Source organism: Qipengyuania xiapuensis (assembly GCF_019711395.1).
In the GTDB taxonomy this organism is placed as follows: Bacteria; Pseudomonadota; Alphaproteobacteria; order Sphingomonadales; family Sphingomonadaceae; genus Qipengyuania; species Qipengyuania xiapuensis.
Genome location: NZ_JAIGNL010000001.1, coordinates 169,493 through 187,199 on the forward strand (window position 1 = coordinate 169,493; position 17,707 = coordinate 187,199).

The following is a 17,707-nucleotide window of genomic DNA, read 5'->3' on the forward strand; positions in this document are numbered from 1 at the left end:
GTAAAAACCTAGCGCCGACCGCGTTCGTTGACGCAATTGCGCCCGTTCTGCAGTTCGCACTGCTGTTCCATCAGCGCGCGCGCTTCCATGACGATATCCTGCGCGCGCAGCCAGTCCGCCGAACCATAGGGCAGCGCGGCCTCTGCGGCCTGTGCGCTGCGAAGCGCCAGCGGGTACTGGCGGTTCATCACCTGCTGCTCTGCGCTCGCCAGCCGTGCGCGCGGCATATCGCCCCTTGCCGCATAGACTACGCCAAGCTGGTACCAGGCAAAGGGGTTGTACCGGTCGCGTCCCACGGCGGCACGCAGCACGCCTTCTGCTTCCTCGTAATTGTCCTTGTCCTCGGTCGCGATGAGCGCGTGTCCCAGCAGGGAGGCGATCAGCGGTTCGGCAAGCGTAAGCTCGGTTGCGCGGCGCAGCGGCGCAATGGCCTCTTCCGGGCGGCCCGATTCGAGCAGCACCTGCCCCTTCAGCTCGAGGAAATAGGGATCTTCGGGATCGCGGGCGATCAGCGTATCGGCAGCCTCGAGCGCGCGGTCGACACGCGCTTCCTTGTGATAGGCATAGGCGCGCGCCAGCAGGGCGGGCGTCGACTGATCGGTTTCCGGATAGTCGCGCAAGGTCGCCTCGGGCTTGGCGATATAGCCCTGCAGTTTCGCCTTCACGCGCTGGAAGCGGCGCTCCCAGTCGGGATCGAGCGGTGCGTCCCACGCCGGATCGCGCTCGTAGGTTTCGCGCAGCTTCGAGATACGGTCACCCGAGAGCGGGTGGGTGCGATAGAAGCCCGCCTCGTCGTTCTGGCTGATGCCGTAGCGCATTTCCTGGTTCAGCAGCTTGCCGAAGAAGGCGAGCGAACCGCGGCCCGTAATCCCGGCGCGCGAGAGATATTCGGCCCCTGCGGCATCGGCGCTGGCTTCCTGCGTGCGGCTGAAGGCGAGGAACTTGCCGATCGCCGCCTGCTGGCCTGCCATGATCAGGCCCAGCGCGGCATCGCCTGCGCCAGCCAGCGCTGCTCCGATACCGGCAAGCATCGAGAGGAGCGTGATCTGCGTGGCTGCGCCATAACCTTCGCGGATGCGGATGATGTGCCCGCCGGTAATGTGGCCGAGTTCGTGTGCGATCACGCCCTGCACTTCGTTCGCGGTGTCCGCCGCGTCGATCAGGCCGGAATGGATATAGACCACCTGCCCGCCCGCCACGAAGGCGTTGATCGAGGGATCGTTGATCAGCACGACCTCGACATTGCCCGGCGCAAGGCCCGAGGCCTCGACGAGCGGATCGGCGATGTCCTGGAGGAAGGCCTCGGTCTCCGCGTCGCGCAGGATGGATTGCGCGGCAAGCGGCTGCCCGACGAAGGTCGCGAGGGCGATGAAGGCGAGAAAATGGGCAAAGAGGCGCATCGGCGGCCAGCCTAAGGGGTTTGCGGCTGAACCGGAACTGAAACCTTTGCCTTGTCGCGCAGGAAAGCGATTACACGGTTGCGCACGGTCGGATCGCGTCGCCACGGATTTGCGAGGGCAAGGAGCGGCGCATTGTGGTCGCCATCGGGGAGGAACAGCGTCTCCGCCTGGCCTCCGGCATCTGCCATCGCAGCGGCAAGAGCGCGCGAATTGCGTGGTTTTACCAGCGTATCCTGTTCCCCGTGCACCAGAAGCAGCGGCGGCGCATCGGCGCGGGCGTGGTTGACCGGCTGGCTCTCCTCACCGGCGCCGACAGACCCGAATGTCGCCTCTGTCGAAGCCGAATCGTAGGGGTAGAAATCATAGGGGCCGGCAAGGCCGATCACGCCCCTCACCGCGCCCGAAGGCACACCGGCCGTTTCGAGCCACCGCGGCTCGAGCGCGACCTGCGCGACGTTGTAGGCTCCTGCCGAATGCCCGCCGAGGAAGATCCGCTCAGGGTCCCCGCCGTGTTCAGCAATGTTCTGGTGCACCCATGCGACCGCTGCCGCCGTATCCTCGAGCATGGCGGGATAGCGCCCGCGCTCACCCAGCCGGTATCCGCCGAGGACGACGATGAAGCCCTCTTCTGCAAAACTGCGCGCGGCAAAGCCGTAATGCTGCGGATCGCCATGCGCCCAGCTGCCGCCATGGAAGAACACGAGTACCGGCAGCGGCCCTTCCGTCTTGCCCGCGCGGTGGACGAGCACGCGTTGCTGCGGGTCGGCACCGGTGCTGGCCTCGTGGACCTGCGCCACCGAATTCGACGGGCCCACGATCCGGTCGACCGTGTCGAGCACCGCATGCGGATTGTTGCGTAGCGCAAGCGTCAGCCCGCCGTAGCCGGCGATGATGAGGACAATGATCGAACCTGCAATCAACATGATCCTGCGCCTCACGCCGTCGCCTTCTCTTCTTCGGTTTCACCATGGCCGACCGACTTGACGACCGCGTCGGCCTCCTCGTCTTCGAGCAATCCGATCGAGGACAGGAACTTGCGTCCCTCCTCATAGCCTTCGCCGAGCCATAGCGGAATGTCCGCGGCCTCGAGGGCGGCCTTGGCGGCGACTTCCTCGGGGCTCATTTCCTCGCCCACCTTGCGGATGAACACGGCGCGGATGCGGTCGGGGTTCTCGACCGCGATGGCGGAAAAGGCGGTGAGATCGCCCTGCGAATCGTCACCGAGGAGCGCGAACTTGATCTCGGGATAGGTCGCGAGGATGCCCATGATCGCGGCCTTCTTGTGCGCGCCGTGGCTCGACGATCCGAAAGTGGCCCGGTTGAGCCCCCAGTCGCGCAGGCTGATCGGCCCCAATGGCAATCCGCGTCCGCGCATGTAGGTGACGAGATAGGAGAACAGGTTCCAGGGGCTGGAGGACACGTAGAAGAACGGGCGGCGCGATGCGGGCAGGTGGTCGCCCGCATGGCCTTCGCCCTCGGGTAGGCCGGCATTGCCGCCGAGCGCATTGTAGAACATGTCGGCGCCGGGCACGAGGATGCGCTCTTCGGGCATCTGCATCAGCACGCGGCGCCAGTTGCGCAGCACCGCGCGGAAATCGCCGGTGATGCCGGTCTCGATGATGGTGTCGTCGATATCGGAGATCATGGCGAGAGCGGTGTGCTTGCCGGGCGCGAGCACATGGCCGTCGCCGCATTGCTTGCCCTCGCCGTTCTCCCAGTGGAAGGTCACCACTTCCCACTCGGTATTCTCGGCATAGGGCCAGTCGCCTTCGAGGGGCACGTCGAAATGGACGAAGCCTTCCTTGTCGGTAACGCCTTTGTGCCGCTGCGTTTTGCCCGATGGCGAGACCAGCTCGAGCTCGACCGCGAGATCCTTGACCTCGTGGCTGGCGAACTGGCCCATCATCGTGCGCATTGCGCGCCATTTCCCGCGCTTCTCGAAATTGTCCACGCGCGAGCGCAGGGCCCTGGCGGTGATGAACAGCCGTTCCTCGTTGCGATAGCCGAAATAGGGCTGGATGCGGATCGGCGCGGAGGGGAAAAAGGGCATGGGCCCGGTCGCTAGCGCGCCGGGCCCCGATACCACAAGGCTTTTGTCCTAAAGGGCTTAGCGGCCGAGCAGCTTGCGCGCGGCATTGCCCACCAGCGCCTGCTCCTGCGGGACTTCGCCCAGCACGGTCAGCTCGCCGTTTTCGCCCCGGCGCACCATGACGAGTGCGAATTCCGGACCGCGGATCGAGAGATCGCGAAGGTCGCGCGCTTCGAGTTCACGCAGCTGTTCGGCGAGTGCATCGATGCTGTCCGAAGCTTCCTGCGTGACCGCGGCATTGCCTTCATGGCGCAGGTAGGAGGCGAGATCGTAGGCGAGGCGAACGGCTTCGTAGAGCGCCTTGCTCTTGTCGCCGCCTTCGACTGCGGCCGGCTGTGCGAGCTGGCTTGCCACTTCGAGGCTCTGCTCGAGCTCGGCCGCGCTGATCGGCTGCGGGCCGACATTGGCAGGCTCTTCGGCGACCGGTTCATCGAAGACCGGCTCTTCGGCCTCGGCTTCCTCGACGATGGCTTCGACCACCTCGTCTTCTTCGGCCACCTCTTCAACGGCAGGCTCTTCCGCGAAATCGGGCGCTTCGAGGACGATTTCCGGTGCCTCGAGGACGATCTCCGGCTCGCTCTCGGCAAGCTCTTCCTCGAATGCGGCTTCCTCGCCGAATTCCTCGATCGCCTCGTAGGCGTCTTCCTCGATGAATTCCTCGGTCAGCTCGAACGGTTCTTCCTCGGCCTCGACGGCTTCGGCTTCCACGAAGTCGGCGTGCTCGTCGGAGACTGCTTCCACCTCGTGAACGGCTTCGAGTTCGTCCTCGCCAGCCACTGCTGCGAAGACTTCTTCCTCGGGCTGCTCTTCGGCAAGCTCTTCGTAGGCTTCCTCGGCGAGTTCCTCGGCGGCCGGTTCGGCTTCGGCCTCGAACTCGGCGACTTCTTCCTCGGCAACTTCGGGGGCTTCGAACTCCGCTTCCACCGGCTCTTCGGCGAATTCCTCTTCGACTTCTTCCGCGACGGGCTCGAAGGCCTCGGCTTCTTCGAGGACCGGCTCGGCGTAGTCTTCCGCGAATGCCTCTTCCTCGGCCACTGCCTCCGGTGCCGGCTCCGCGGCGAAGTCTTCGTCTGCCTCTTCGGCAGCGAAATAGGTCTCGTCCACGCTGTCGAGGCTTTCCGCTTCCCCGGCGGTCTCGTCCTCGCCTTCCTCGCCATGGAGGTCGAGCGACTTCTTGACCCGCGCCTGCGGGTTCACGAGCGAGAGCAGGCGGCTGTTGAGGTCGATATCGGCGAGCGGGTTGATCACCTCGTCAACGTCGTCTTCCTCGTAATCCTCGTCATCCCACTCGGGCAGGCCGTAGTCGGCTGCAGTCATCGGGCTGTTGTAGCCATCCTCGCCCTCGCCGGATTCCGCATCGCCGGCAGGTGCGCCGCCGATCGGGTTGCCCAGTGCGTCGACGCCGCGGCCCTTGGAGCCGGGCGCTGCGAGCGGGGCGAGAGCGGAGGCTTCTTCCGCTTCCTCGAAGGCCTCGGTTTCGAACGGAGCCTGTTCTTCGAACGGGGCCGCTTCTTCGACCGGAGCTTCGAAAGCAGCCGGGGCAAGGCTCGGTGCTTCTTCGGGATCGGAAAGCTGCAGCGGGTTGCGCTTGCGCAGCGGCGCCGGGTTCGGCGCCTCGGCGACGGGCGCTACGGCCTCTTCTTCCAGCGCATCGTCGATCTGCTGGAGCAGCGCATCGGCCGTCTCGGCGTCGGCAACTTCCTTCCAGTTGATCACGGCATAGACGAAGTCGAGCGTTTCGCAGTCGCTCGAATAGGGCAGCAGGATGCCGCGGTAGAGAACGGTCGCGCCCTTGGCGTTGACGAATTCGGCTTCGAAACCGGTCGGCGCCTGTTCGGACACGACCTTGAGGTAATTGTCGGCGATCTGACTGAGCAGCGAATCCTGCGGGACCTCGGACAGGTCCTCGATATCCTCGTAGAGGCCGCATTCGCGCGAAAGCTTGTCGCCGATGAACTGGATCGTGGGCGTTGACGAACCGGTCGAGAAATCGAGCAGGACCGAGTGCGGGCCGAAATCGCCGAGGAATTCGGGTTCGAGATCCTCGATTGCCGGCAGGCGGTTGTCGCCCAACAGGCTCGCCCAGTGGTTGTAGGCGCGCACCTGCATGCGGCGCTCGTCCTGGCCCACCGGCGAGGGTGGAGGGTTCGAGTGCGAGTCGCTGTCGTCGACGAAATCGTCGAAAGAATCGTGACCGTCGAACGAATCGAATGCGCCGCCAAGCCTGTCCATAGGTGCAATTGCCCTTCGAAATACGAGTTTCGTTATTCAGGCAAACCTATGGGGGAGCTGTAGTAAAATTAGGGTTAAGGATAATGCCCCGGTGGCGCGGGCCCCTAGAGCATGTAGCGCATCTTGATCGTCAGCGACTGGTCTTGCGTGCCCATTTCGAACACCGCGTCGGAGAACTTGGGCGGGCCCATGCGGACCTTGGCATCGCGCGAGAAGCCGAAGCCTTCCTTCGGCATCATCCCCAGCGCGCGGTCGGCCTTGCCGTTCTCGTTCTCGTCATGGAGCAGCGCGATCGCATAGTGGCCGGGCTTCACGCCGTCGAAGGTCAGCGTGACGGTCCCGTCGCTTGCCGCGACCGTGGCCGCATGCGCACCGGCAACGCCGCGGCAACGCGGGAAGGTCTTCTCCTGCGTGGTCATGCAGGCGCGCACCACGCCGTCGGCATTGCGCAGATTGGTGATCGTCACCGTGATGCTCGCTCCTTCCGCCAAGGCCTTCGCCGGAGCAGGAGCAGGCGCGCCCGCGCCAAGGGCGAGGGCGATCGCAGGCAAGGCGACCACGCGCATCACGCGTTGGGGCTCAAGCCCTTGTCGGTCCCGCAGAGCCGGTCCCAGAAGCGGAAATATAGGCCGTAATTGCATCGATACTCTTCATGATGTCGCTGGTGGTGGCTGGCGGTTATCAGCCATCCCCCTAACCGCGAGTGAACCAGCGCGCGGGGAAACATTTCCCAGCCCATGTGATTGGTGACGCCCATGATCGTCATCACCAGCAGGACAAGCCCGAGCATGGCGACGTGGATCGGCACGAGGAAGACGAGGACGGGGATGACGATCGCACCCGTGATCGCTTCCCAGGGGTGGAAGCTCATCGCTGCCCATGCGGTGGGCGGGCGGCTCGCGTGGTGGACGGCGTGCATCGCGCGGAACCAGGCCGGGCGGTGCATCAGCCGGTGCGTCCAGTAGAACCACGTGTCGTGGAGGACGAGGTAGATCAGCGGCGCGAGAGGCAGGTACCACAAGGGCATCGCGTCCCACTGGGTGTAGATGCGGGTCCAGCCATGCTCCTGCCAGCCCCATGCGACGATCCCCGCGGGCACGCCGTAGATGGCCGCGGAGGCGAGCGACCAGCCGATCTCGCGGCGGATCTGCGGGCCGAGCTCGGCATGGTAGCCGGGCCGCTTCCTGCCCGTGACCAGCGCGAAAATGCCCGAGGAGGCGAGGTAACGCAGCGCGACGATCGCGGTCATCGCGGCAGCTGAGAGGAAGATCGCGGTCCACATGGCTACAGCGAGCCTATGGCGCACGCAGGCGCGCGGCAACAGCGCAGTGCTATTCGGCGTTGCCCCAGGGGCTGCAGTGTGGATCGAGCGCAACGGTTGCGCGGCGCATGGCCGCACGTGCCAGCCGCTCGACCTCGGTCTTGCGGCGTGCCGCGGCGAGCGGCTGGAGCGGTGCCGGGCGGACTATCTCGCCGTCATAGCCATCGGCGACCACGATGCCGCAGCAATCGGGGCGGTAGTCGTCGAGATCGAGCACCGCGCGGTCGAGATGCGGCGGGAGCCCCCAGTAGAACCGGTCGCAGAAATCGAGATAGTCGGGCCACTTGCCGTCACCGAGCAGGTCCCCGCGCTGGACCTTCACCTCGACGATGATCACGCGGCCCTTGGGGTCGACGCCCATCAAATCGGCGCGGCGACCGTTGCGCAGCGGCATTTCGGGCAGCAGCCAGACATCGTTGCGCGCGAACAGGCGCTGGATGCCGCGAAACACGCTGGGCGCGTCGAGCGCGGGATCGATAACGGGGGAATCACTCATGCCCCAAAAATGGAACAGAATGGGAACGCGGTCAAGCGTGCGCTTGCCGGGAAATTGCCTCGGGCCGGGTCCTCAGCTTTCGGGGACGAGCGCCGCGATAGCTTCGCGCGCCTTGTGGAATTCGCGCCACAGGGTCAGTGCCGCGCTGGTCGTATCCTCGCCCTTGTCGGTCATCGCGAGCAGGGCCCTGAGGCCGGGCTGCATGACCGCTGCGAGATCGTCGATCGCGCAGGCCACGATGGCATAATGCGCTTTCGGGAGGGTGGCCGCGCGCGCCGGCAGAGTGCGGGCCGCTTCGTCCGGTTCCTCGCTGCCGAGCTGCGCCAGCGTTGCGACTGCCGCGGCGGCATCGTGCACCGCGTCCCACTGGGCGGCGAGTTCCTCCGGCCCGGGCACGGCACCGCCGCGTTTCTGGGCAGGAGGCAGCATGGTTGCCCCGGTCAGGTCGAATTCGTGCGACATCGAGCTCATGACAAAAGAGGCTAGGGCGTGCCGCTTGCCAAAACCCTAATGCGGGACCTTGTAGATCGGTTAATGGCGGCTCGCCGAAGGGGCGCGCGGCGATTTTCGCTGGCAGCGGCGCGCCCGCCTTGCTAAGCGCCCGCGCCACGGCATGCACCCGTAGCTCAGCTGGATAGAGCGCTGCCCTCCGAAGGCAGAGGCCACAGGTTCGAATCCTGTCGGGTGCGCCACACTTTTCGCGAAATCGCCAGCGCGCTCCCGTGTGTCATTGTTTCGTCGCACTCGCCAAATTGCACGAAACGTCCTAGATCGTCGCCGGGACAAGCCATGGAGCGCAAGATCTACCAGTTCGAAGACCTCCCCGAACAGGCAAAAGCGGCAGTCGTGCGCGCTCCGGAGGGGCCCGCTCACCTGCAGCGGATCGGGGTGATCCTCAATACGCGCAGCCATCACAACAAGGACCGCGTGCCCAATTATGGTGGCCGCGAGAATGTCTCCATTGCCCGCCCGCAGACCCGCCGCGATATCGCCATCGCGCTGGCCGAGTTCGCTGAGCAGGGTATCGGCCTCCTCGTCATCAGCGGCGGCGACGGCACGGTGCGCGATGTTCTCACGATGGGGCAGGCCGTCTTCGGCGACAACTGGCCGCAACTCGCAGTGTTGCCGCGCGGCAAGACCAATGCGCTGAATGTCGATCTCGGCAGCCCGCGCGACTTCTCGCTGGCGCAGGCGATCGCCTCCTTCGAGGATTCGGAGACCGGCAAGCGCGTCACTCGCCGCCCGCTCGCGGTCAGCGTCGAGGGCAGCGAGGATCCGCCGATGCTGGGCTTCATCTTCGGGGCGGGCGCCTTCGCGCTCGGGGTCGAGGCGGGACAGGATGCGCACCGCGCAGGCTTCTTCAACTCGATCGCGGTCGGCGTCACCAGCGCATGGGGCGTGGTGCAGGCGCTGTTCGGCAGCGACACCAATGTCTGGCGCCGCGGCGCGCAGATGAAGCTCGACTACCTGCCCTCCGGCGAGCCGATGCCGCATTCGCGCCACGGCGATCCGGAGCGGCGCACGCTGATCCTCGCCTCGACGCTCACGACCATGCCGCTCGACATCAAGCTGTTCGGCAAGGGGCAGGGCGATATCCGCCTGCTGATCCTAGATGCGCCCCGTCGCCGCGTGCTCTTCTCGGTACCGGCGATCCTTGCCGGCTGGCATCCCGAATGGCTGGCCGGGGCGGGCCTGCATCACCTTTCGGCCAAGGGGTTCGCGATCACGCTCGATGCGCCCTTCATCCTCGACGGCGAGCATTTCCCCGCGGGAAGCTACCGCGTCGAGCAGGGCCCAGAACTGACCTTCGTCGCCGGGTGACGGGCAGGCTCGAAGAACGGATCGCGCAATCGCTCGGGCGCGAGGTGCGCGATGAAGTCGCAGCCTATGCGCGCATGCTGGGCGAGGAGGCGGGCGCTTCAGCCGTCCTCTTCTACGGTTCCAACCTGCGCACAGGATCGCTCGAGGGTGTGCTCGATTTCTACGTGCTTCTGCCCGGCGAACAGCGCGAGAAGATCTGGCCCAAAGTGAGCTACCGCGAGTGGGAGCATGGCGGCGAGACGCTGCGCGCCAAGATCGCCACCATGAGTTTATCCAAGTTCTCCGAAGCGGCGCGCGGGGATAGCCGCGACACCACGATCTGGACGCGCTTCGTCCAGCCGAGCGCGCTCATCTGGTCAGCCGACGAGGCTGCGCGCGATCGCGTGAACCGGGCTATCGCCGATGCCTCGATGACGGCCGCGCGTTTCGCAGCGGCACTGGGACCGGCATCGGGCAGGGCTGAAGACTATTGGCGGGCGCTGTTCCAGGCGACCTATCGCGCCGAATTCCGTGTCGAGAAGGCGGGGCGGGAGGATTCGATCCTCTCGGTCAATCGCGAGCATTTCGAGGGATTGCTGCCGCAGGCGTGGGAAGCTGCGGGCATCGCCTTCGGGGAAGACGGCGGCCAGCTTTCGCCGCGGCTGGCGTCGGATGAGCGCAAGGCGATCCTGTCGCGCTGGCGCAGGCGCGAGCGGCTCGGCAAGCCGCTCAATATCCTGCGTCTGGCCAAGGCGACCACCACGTTCGAAGGGGCCGCGCGCTATGGCGCGTGGAAGCTGGAACGGCACACCGGCATCAAGCTCGAAGTGACCGAGTTCCGGGAGAAACACCCGCTGCTCGCCATGCCGGGTGCGGCATGGGAGCTATGGCGCGCACGGCGCCGTGCCGCAAAAGATCAGCGGTAGCGCATCCGGATCGAGATCTTCTCGACACCCGCGCCGACATCGAAGCCAACCTTCTTGTAACTCGGTCGGCCGAGGTTGAAGATGTTGATGCTCGGATCGTTCGACATGGCTCCGCCGTCACCGAACAGGTCGGTCTCTCCGTCACCGTCGAGGTCGTGACGCACGGCGATCGCATAGTGTCCTGATGCGGGTAGCGGCATGCAGAAGCGCATCGTGCCTGCCTTGGCCGGCGCTTCCATGCGGTAAATCCAGCGGCCCTTCTTGAGCCAGTCTTCCTTGGTCGCGCGATAGGACTGGATGCGGATCGTGCCTTCGCTCCGCTTCACGTCGGTAATCGTCACCCACACGGCCGGACCCGCGCCGGCATCGCAGCGCTGCGTGTCGTGGGTGATCTTCTCTCGGTACTGCGCCTCTGCCGGCGTGGCGAGCGACAGGCCTGCAAGGGCGATGGCCGCGCTACCGGTGAGGGCTGCAAGTTTCGTGCTCATCGATAAAGCCCCATGTTCAACGTCTCGGCACGCGCAGATGCGCATCCCGCGCGGCGATTCAAGCCGCGATCTGGTATGCGTTATAGGGGAATGCGCTGAATTGCGGCTGAATTCTGTGTTCAGCCGGAGGCGATCCGGCCCTGTTCGAGCCGTACCACCCTGTCGGCGATTTCGGTGAGCAGGCCGCGATGCGCGATGGCAAGGACAGTGCGCCTGCCCGCCATGGCATGGAGCGCGGCGCCGATTGCCTCCTCGCTCTGGGAATCGACCGAGCTCGTCGCCTCGTCGAGCACGATGAGATCGGGATCGCGCAGCAGCGCCCGTGCGAGCGCGATGCGCTGGCGTTCTCCGCCCGAAAGCGCCTTGCCGCCCTCGCCGAGGTCGCAGTCGAGCCCTTCGGGCAGTCGATCGACGAAATCGGCCGCAGCCTCCTTCAATGCGGCGCGGAGCTGGTCTTCGCTCGCATCGGGTTTGGCCCAGAGGAGGTTGTCTCGCACCGTACCGGAGAAGAGCACCGGCTCCTGCTGGACATAGGCAACGCGGGTCCGCCATGCGCGCCGCGCCCCCTCGCCGAGCTTCGCGCCGTCGATCGAAATCGACCCCTCGTCGGGCGCGATCAGGCCCGCCGCAATGTCGGCCAGCGTGCTCTTGCCCGACCCGGAGCGCCCGGTCAGCGCCAGCATCTCGCCGGCCTCGATCCGCAGGGTGATGCCGCTGAGTGCGGGCCTTCCCGGCTGGTGCGAGAAGCTCACGTCCGCGAGCTCGACCCGCTGTGTCAGGCGAGGCGCGTCGCCGTCCGAAACCGGCTCTGCCGCCTCGCTCGCCGCCTCGATCATGGAAAGTGCATCGGCGATCGCGGGGGAGGCATGGCTCCAGCCCTGCATGGCCGACTGGAGCGAGCCGACGAGCGGCAGCGCGCGCACGAAGATCGCCGCCAGCGCGAGCACGATGGCCAGTTCAAGCTCGAGCAGTTCGAGTGCGAGCCAGGCGAGGCCCGCCGCCATGATCGCGCCCCCGATGTGCAAGGCCGCCTGCCCGATCGCGCTGTCGCGGACGAAGGCGAACTCGGTGCGGCGAAGTTCGCGCAGGCTCTCCGACAGCTCCTGCGATGCCTGCACCTCGCGCCCGAAGCTCTTGAGGATGCGCTGTGCGGCCAAGGTCTCGCCAAGGCGGGAATAGAGGAGGTCATATCCGCGCGAGAGCGTCTCGCCCAGCGCGCGGGCACGCCGGATCAGCGGGCGATAGAGAAGCAGGACGAAGGCGGCTGCCGCCCCGCCGGTGAGCGCCGCGGCGGGCGAGACCACCATGGCCGCCAGCGCCAGCGCGAGGAGCGCGAAGCCGAGGCGCACGAGCTGTGCCGCCATCTCCACCGCATAGCCTGCCCGGTCGACATTGGTGACGAGCAGCGCCTCGCTCTCACCGCGCCGCCGCGTCATTGCCCAGCGCCAATTGGCATTGAGCAGCGCGTCGAGCGCGCGGATGCGGAGACCATCGACGATGCGTGCGCGCAGGTCCTGTTCGGCCAGCGCTCGCGCGACGTCAGCGACAGAGCGCAGGATCACCAGCACGACGAAAACCGCGAGCAGCACTCCGAGCGATAGGGAAGGCAGGGCGAAAGGCAGTGCAGCCACCTCGCCGCCCTGAGCCGCGAGCGCGATCAGCGGGACGAGGAGGACGAAGCCGATGCCCTCGCTCGCTGCGCTCAGCAGCGAGAGCAAGAGGACCCGCACGGTGGCAGCGCGCGTGCCGATCGCCAGGAGTGCGGGAAGGGTCCGGTCGAAGGCCATCGCCGGTCCTATGCCGCAGCAAGGCAGCGCCGCAAAGGGCGCTCAGAAATCATTGCGCTGCTCGGTATGCGATACGAAGGTCGCCGCGGTGAGAGCGCGGGTGATGCCCATTTCGCGCGGGAGGCGCTCCGCCAGGTCTTCGGGCGTCGCCTCGGGCCAGTCGCGCAGCAGGTGTTGCAGCCGGTCGATATCGAGGACTTCGGAAAGCTGCCCGTGGCTGCGGATCGCCTCGGCCTGCGCGATGAGTTCCTGCCGGCGTGCGCCGATTCGGGCGTGCCAGTCTGCGTTGTGGCGGCCCTGCCTGCGCTCGAGCCGCTGCGCTTCGGGCATCATGCCCTTCGCCATCCGGCGGGCGAGGAAACGGTCGGTGCCGCCTCGCCGAAGCTGGTCGGTGGGCAGGCCGTGGCAGAATTCGAACAGCGGGCGATAGGCGGTGACGTCTCGGTGCGCGATGCCGTGAAGCCGCTCCAGGCCGAGGTCGACATCCTCGCCGCTGTCGGCGCTGGCCCACATCCAGCGGATCGCCTCCTCGCGGCTGGCCGAGACGGTCGCTTCGTCGAACACCGATCGCGAGCGCCGCCGTGCCGCCCGCTCGCGCCAGCTCTTGGTGGCCGCCTCGCTGAGCAGCGATCCGAGCGGGCGATCGCCGAAACGTTCGGGGTGGAAGGCCTTGCGGACGGCGCGTTGCATGCCGCCGGGCAGGTTGGGCAGGACCGCCTTCGACAAGAGGCGGCGCAGCGCCGAATGCCGCTCGTCCTCATGCGCATCGGCAAGCAGGCGGCGCAGCTTGAGGAGACGCCCCCGCCTCAGTGCTTCTGCGGGTGCCCAGTCGGCATCGAGGCTGAACGTGAAATTGCCGTGCATTGCGGTGAACATGGCATCGCAGCCCTGCCGCTTCGCCGCCTCGAACAGTGGGTGGAAGATGCCGATATTGGCGACATTGACGCTGGCCACCTGCGTCCGCGCGAGCAGGTCGCGCAGGCGGTGGTCGTGCCCGCCTGCGCGCGGATCGGGGAAGTGCGCCTTGAGCCGGGGATGCATGGCCACAAAGCGTTCGACCCGTTCGCGCTCGTCGCCGAATGTGCCTTGTGGAGACGCTCCGTCCCAACCGTCGACCGGCCCGAAGGTGTAGCTGTGCAGCACCGTATCGCCGGGAAGCTGGCGCAGCAGGGCTGCGGCGGCGAGCGGGCTGTCGAGACCTCCGGAAAGCATGATGGCGGGGGCAGTTACGCCGGCGAGCGCATGGCCTGCCGCTTCGTCCAGCAGCTCGATGCCGCGTTCGACATAGGCCTCGTCCGTAGGCAGCTCGACCCGCGGCACCGCGAGAGGATCGTAATAGCGCTCGACCTTCCAGTCGGCGCCATCGCACCGCACCCGGCTGCCGAGCGGCACGCGCCCGATGCCCTCGAACCAGCCGCGCGGCTGGCAATCGTGGTGGTCGTAGGCGAGCTCGTCGGCGAGGTGGTCCCAGTGGATGCGCTTCTCTACGCCCGCAGCAAACAGCGCGCCCAATAGCGGCGAGGCCGCGAGGCAGTCCCTGCGCGCAGCAAAATGCAGCGGGGGCGCGGTCCATGGCGAGCGGACGAGCCTCAGGCGCTGGGGCCCTTCGACCGTGATCGCGCAATAGTGGCCAACTAGCTTCAGATCGGCCTCGTCGCCCCAGCGGGCGAGTGCGGCATCGTAGATTTCCGAGGGTGCTGCACCGTCATTGAGGCCAAGTGCGGCGGCGCATTGCGCGGCATTGTCGATCCGCCCGAAGAAGACCGTCCGCCCTTGTTGCTCGAATTGCGAACCTTCACCCCAAAGAGTGAAGCCGAGGCATTCGCCGCATTTTGGAGGGCCATTTCCGTCGTCGGCGATGACTCTGCCGATGGCAGCAATTCGTGGCGGTTCTAGTCCCGGTGCAAGCCACGCAGCAGCGATCATTGGACGGGGCTGCCGGTGCGAGGACTGGTCAGGATCGGCGGTTGGGCCCGGCCTGGAAGCCCGAACCGACCGGCCCAGCGATGTCACGGATAGTTCCGAGCCGTTCGAAGGAGGGTTTCTCCCACTGCGGCTTCTTCGGCGTCCCGTTCGTGTCGTTCTTGCGCATCGTCACATTTCCTTTGGTGAAACGATAGCAAACCGCTTCGTCACGTCCAAGGCGCTATTGTGCGCTATGCGCAACCAGAGATGCAGCTTCGAGCTGGGTAATCAACTCGGCGACATCGCGCGCGATGTCCTGCTTGTCGCCCTCGTGCAGCTCGGCCATTTCCGCCGCGATCTCGGTTTCGCTGCGCTTGCCGTCGATCGCTTCCCAGACGCTGCGCGCGGTGCCTTTGAGCGAGAACAGCTCGCCCCCGTCGAGATCTACGATGAGTATCTCGTCATCGACCTTGGTGGCGACGAAGTTTTCCGAGAGCTTGCGCAGTGCGACCATGCGAGGCTTCTAGACGGGCCTGCCGGCCAATCCAAGCCTCGGCACTCGTGGATAAGCCTGTGCGCAAGCTTGTGGGGCCTCGGTGGAGAAGGGTATTTCCGCGAGCCAGCTTCCCGACCCGCGCCAAGGCTGCACCGCATGACCGTTCCGCTTATCTCACCCTCGATCCTGTCGGCCGATTTCGCGCGCCTTGGTGAAGAGGTCCGTGCCGTCGACGAGGCGGGTGCCGACTGGATCCATATCGACGTGATGGACGGGCATTACGTGCCCAATATCACCATCGGCCCGGCCGTGGTGAAGGCGCTGCGCCCGCACACGAAGAAGACCTTCGATGTCCACCTGATGATCTCGCCGGTGGACCAGTATCTCGAGGCGTTTGCCGATGCAGGCGCGGACATCATCACGGTGCATCCCGAGGCGGGGCCGCACATCCATCGCACGCTGCAGGCGATCAAGAACCTCGGCAAGAAGGCCGGCGTGGTGCTCAACCCGGGTACGCCTGCGAAGATGCTCGATTACCTCATCGAGGAAGTCGACCTCGTGTTGGTGATGAGCGTCAATCCCGGTTTCGGCGGGCAGAGCTTCATCCATTCGCAGCTCCGCAAGATCGAGGCGATCCGCAAGATGATCGATAAGACGGGCAAGGATATCCGGCTCGAAGTCGATGGCGGTGTCGATCCGACCACTGCGCCGCTGTGTGTCGATGCCGGCGCCGATGTGCTGGTCGCAGGTTCGGCCACCTTCCGCGGCGGGCCGGAGAAATACGCGAGCAACATCGCCGCGCTGAAGGGACAGGGATGAGCGAGGGGCACTCCGACCTGCTGAACGCGGCGCGCGAGGACGCGGCCGACGAGATGCAGGTCGCGCTGCCCCTGTTCGACGACCCCGAACCCCACGTCGTCGAGGATGACGAGCCCGAGGTTCTGGCCGAGGAACCGGCAGTCGAAGCACCGCCAGAGCCGGCCCCGCAGCGCAGGCCTGTTCCGCCGCCCGCCAATGACGCCGAGCCAGAACCGCTTGAGCCTGCGCGCGCATTGGTGCCGGCCGACTTCGCCCTGCCGCGCACCGGCCCGATCGAAAGCGTCATGCGCTGGGGCTACCGTCTCGGCATCCCGGGGCCGATCCTTGCTGCACCCCTGCGCAAGCCGGCCAAGCCGCGCCTGCTCGGCACTGTCGAGACGCCGCTTGCCGGCGACCGGATCGCAGGCATTTCGCTGCGTGCGGGGCAGATGCAGGTCGCTGGCCTGAAGGCCCCGCTCGACAAGATCGACTACAATTCGCCGTCCAAGCTCACCCCGCCCTTCGTGCGGGCGGTGCACGGCTTCCTCTGGATGCGCGATCTCTCGTCCTGCGCGACCCGCGCGCAATGCGCAGGGACGGCAGGGCCAATCTTCGCCGCCTGGCTCAAGGCCAATCCGCAGGTCGGCAAGGGTCCTGCATGGAGTGTCGAGCTCGCTGGCCTGCGGCTGCTCAACTGGCTGGTCCACGCACCGATCCTGCTGATCGGCGAAGGCGAGAAGCACAAGCCCGCCATGCTCGAGGCGATGGAGACGACTGCGCGCTGGCTGGACCGGCAGGTCGCGAGCGAGAACGACCGGCTGGCGCAGGTTTGCGGCTGGGCGGCGATTACCGCCGCGGGCCTGCTCATGCCCGATGGCAAGCCGCGCCGCCTTTATGGCGAGGCGGGCCTGCTGCGCTCGCTGGGCGAACTGGTCAGCGACGACGGCGGCGTGCTGTCGCGCAGCCCGAGCGCGCAGGCCGAAGCGATTGCGCTGCTGATCGACCTGCGCGCCTGCTATGCCGCCGTCGGCCGCGAGCCTCCGCAGGGCATAGAATCGATCCTCGGACTGCTCGTGCCCGCGCTTCTTTCGCTGCGCATGGGCGATCGCGGGCTGGGCAGCTGGCACGGCTCTGCAGCGATGAGCGAGGAAGCTCTCGACGCGCTCGTGACTGCCAGCGGCGTGCGCAGCCGCCCGATGCTCGAATCGCGGCACTGGGGTTACCAGCGTATTCGCGGCAAGGACGGCGTGCTGGTGTTCGACGCCGCGCCGCCGCCCAAGCCGCGCCATGCCCGCCATGCCTGCGCCTCGACGCTCGCCTTCGAATTCTCGCATCGCGCGCAGCGGATCATCGTCAATTGCGGCGGTGCAGAGCTTGCAGGCGCGCTGGTCCCGGCGCGGATCGAGCAGGGCCTGCGCGGAACCTCCGCCCATTCGACGCTGGTGCTGGAAGAAACCAATTCCACCGCCGTCCTCCTCCACGGGCAGGTCGGCAAGGGTGTCGAGGAAGTCGATTTCTCCCGCGAGCTCATCGAGCAGGGCGCGCGCAAGGCGACCAAGTTCGAAGCGGTGCACAATGGCTATGCCTCGCGCTTCGGCCTGCTTCACCGCCGCATCCTTATCCTGTCGGACGATGGCGGCGAATTGCGCGGCGAGGACGTGCTCGAACCCTCCACCCGCAAGGGCAAGCGCGGCAAGATCGGTTTCGCCATGCGCTTCCATCTCGGCCGCGGGATCGAGGCGCGGGTGAGCGACGATGGGCACGGTGTGCACCTTGCCCTTCCCGACGCAAGCTACTGGCAATTTCGCCTCGCAGGCACTAGCGGCGAGGCGCACTGCACGCTCGAGGATTCGCTGTGGGTCGATGGCCACGGCCGTCCGCACGAGGTGCAGCAGATCGTGGTCGAAGGCATGGCCGCTCGCAGCGGGGAACGCTTCCCCTGGCTGCTCAAGAAAATGGGATAGAACTT

General features: G+C 66.5%; 17 protein-coding genes and 1 tRNA gene. 5 read left to right on the forward strand and 13 right to left on the reverse strand.

Features of this window, described 5'->3' with window-relative positions:
* Nucleotides 1–8: 8 nt before the first annotated feature.
* The 8 genes from K3163_RS00935 to K3163_RS00970 all read right to left on the reverse strand — a co-directional run bounded on the left by K3163_RS00935 (nucleotide 9) and on the right by K3163_RS00970 (nucleotide 8,009).
* Nucleotides 9–1,400, reverse strand: a complete 1,392-nt coding sequence (locus K3163_RS00935; RefSeq protein ID WP_221427228.1) for a M48 family metalloprotease — start codon at nucleotides 1,398–1,400, stop codon at nucleotides 9–11.
* An 11-nt stretch (nucleotides 1,401–1,411) separates the two neighbouring features.
* A complete protein-coding gene (locus K3163_RS00940; protein ID WP_221550988.1) occupies nucleotides 1,412–2,323 on the reverse strand; it encodes an alpha/beta hydrolase in 912 nt (303 codons plus the stop codon).
* 11 nt (nucleotides 2,324–2,334) lie between these two features.
* On the reverse strand, nucleotides 2,335–3,450 hold the full coding sequence (locus tag K3163_RS00945; RefSeq protein ID WP_221427226.1) for a phosphatase domain-containing protein: 1,116 nt from the start codon (nucleotides 3,448–3,450) through the stop codon (nucleotides 2,335–2,337).
* Between the two features lie 57 nt (nucleotides 3,451–3,507).
* On the reverse strand, nucleotides 3,508–5,721 hold the full coding sequence (locus K3163_RS00950; RefSeq protein ID WP_221550998.1) for a PAS domain-containing protein: 2,214 nt from the start codon (nucleotides 5,719–5,721) through the stop codon (nucleotides 3,508–3,510).
* 104 nt (nucleotides 5,722–5,825) lie between these two features.
* The gene (locus K3163_RS00955) at nucleotides 5,826–6,287 is read right to left on the reverse strand and encodes a DUF2141 domain-containing protein (RefSeq protein WP_221551003.1); all 462 of its coding nucleotides are present in this window, start codon (nucleotides 6,285–6,287) and stop codon (nucleotides 5,826–5,828) included.
* Complete coding sequence (locus K3163_RS00960; RefSeq protein ID WP_221551005.1) at nucleotides 6,287–7,003, reverse strand: sterol desaturase family protein; 717 nt, start codon at nucleotides 7,001–7,003, stop codon at nucleotides 6,287–6,289. Before K3163_RS00960 ends, K3163_RS00955 begins: the two co-directional genes overlap by 1 nt.
* 49 nt (nucleotides 7,004–7,052) lie before the next feature.
* Nucleotides 7,053–7,538, reverse strand: coding sequence for an MmcB family DNA repair protein (locus K3163_RS00965; RefSeq protein WP_221551006.1), 486 nt, complete (start codon nucleotides 7,536–7,538; stop codon nucleotides 7,053–7,055).
* A gap of 72 nt (nucleotides 7,539–7,610) precedes the next feature.
* Nucleotides 7,611–8,009, reverse strand: coding sequence for a hypothetical protein (locus K3163_RS00970; RefSeq protein WP_221551008.1), 399 nt, complete (start codon nucleotides 8,007–8,009; stop codon nucleotides 7,611–7,613).
* Between the two features lie 144 nt (nucleotides 8,010–8,153).
* Between K3163_RS00970 and K3163_RS00975 the strand changes: the two genes are divergently transcribed.
* The 3 genes from K3163_RS00975 to K3163_RS00985 all read left to right on the forward strand — a co-directional run bounded on the left by K3163_RS00975 (nucleotide 8,154) and on the right by K3163_RS00985 (nucleotide 10,264).
* Nucleotides 8,154–8,230 (forward strand) — tRNA-Arg (locus tag K3163_RS00975).
* Nucleotides 8,231–8,327: 97 nt separating this feature from the next.
* A complete protein-coding gene (locus K3163_RS00980) occupies nucleotides 8,328–9,359 on the forward strand; it encodes an acylglycerol kinase family protein (RefSeq protein WP_221551010.1) in 1,032 nt (343 codons plus the stop codon).
* Entirely contained in the window at nucleotides 9,356–10,264 is a 909-nt protein-coding gene (locus K3163_RS00985; RefSeq protein WP_221551011.1) for a hypothetical protein, read from the forward strand. Before K3163_RS00980 ends, K3163_RS00985 begins: the two co-directional genes overlap by 4 nt.
* On the opposite strand, the gene K3163_RS00990 is transcribed toward K3163_RS00985, so the two are convergent.
* From K3163_RS00990 to K3163_RS01010, 5 genes are all read right to left on the reverse strand, one after another.
* A complete protein-coding gene (locus tag K3163_RS00990; protein WP_221427218.1) occupies nucleotides 10,255–10,752 on the reverse strand; it encodes a DUF2141 domain-containing protein in 498 nt (165 codons plus the stop codon). The genes K3163_RS00985 and K3163_RS00990 overlap by 10 nt on opposite strands.
* A 119-nt stretch (nucleotides 10,753–10,871) precedes the next feature.
* Nucleotides 10,872–12,539, reverse strand: coding sequence for an ABC transporter ATP-binding protein (locus K3163_RS00995; RefSeq protein WP_221551022.1), 1,668 nt, complete (start codon nucleotides 12,537–12,539; stop codon nucleotides 10,872–10,874).
* A gap of 42 nt (nucleotides 12,540–12,581) precedes the next feature.
* On the reverse strand, nucleotides 12,582–14,465 hold the full coding sequence (locus K3163_RS01000) for an asparagine synthase-related protein (RefSeq protein ID WP_221551027.1): 1,884 nt from the start codon (nucleotides 14,463–14,465) through the stop codon (nucleotides 12,582–12,584).
* Between the two features lie 28 nt (nucleotides 14,466–14,493).
* On the reverse strand, nucleotides 14,494–14,631 hold the full coding sequence (locus tag K3163_RS01005; RefSeq protein WP_221551029.1) for a hypothetical protein: 138 nt from the start codon (nucleotides 14,629–14,631) through the stop codon (nucleotides 14,494–14,496).
* Nucleotides 14,632–14,685: 54 nt separating this feature from the next.
* Nucleotides 14,686–14,958, reverse strand: coding sequence for a PqqD family protein (locus K3163_RS01010; RefSeq protein ID WP_221551031.1), 273 nt, complete (start codon nucleotides 14,956–14,958; stop codon nucleotides 14,686–14,688).
* Nucleotides 14,959–15,096: 138 nt separating this feature from the next.
* Here K3163_RS01010 and rpe point away from each other — a divergent pair, with 138 nt between their 5' ends.
* Nucleotides 15,097–15,759, forward strand: a complete 663-nt coding sequence (gene rpe, locus K3163_RS01015) for a ribulose-phosphate 3-epimerase (RefSeq protein WP_221551041.1) — start codon at nucleotides 15,097–15,099, stop codon at nucleotides 15,757–15,759.
* On the forward strand, nucleotides 15,756–17,702 hold the full coding sequence (locus tag K3163_RS01020) for a heparinase II/III domain-containing protein (RefSeq protein WP_221551043.1): 1,947 nt from the start codon (nucleotides 15,756–15,758) through the stop codon (nucleotides 17,700–17,702). Before rpe ends, K3163_RS01020 begins: the two co-directional genes overlap by 4 nt.
* Nucleotides 17,703–17,707: the final 5 nt, after the last annotated feature.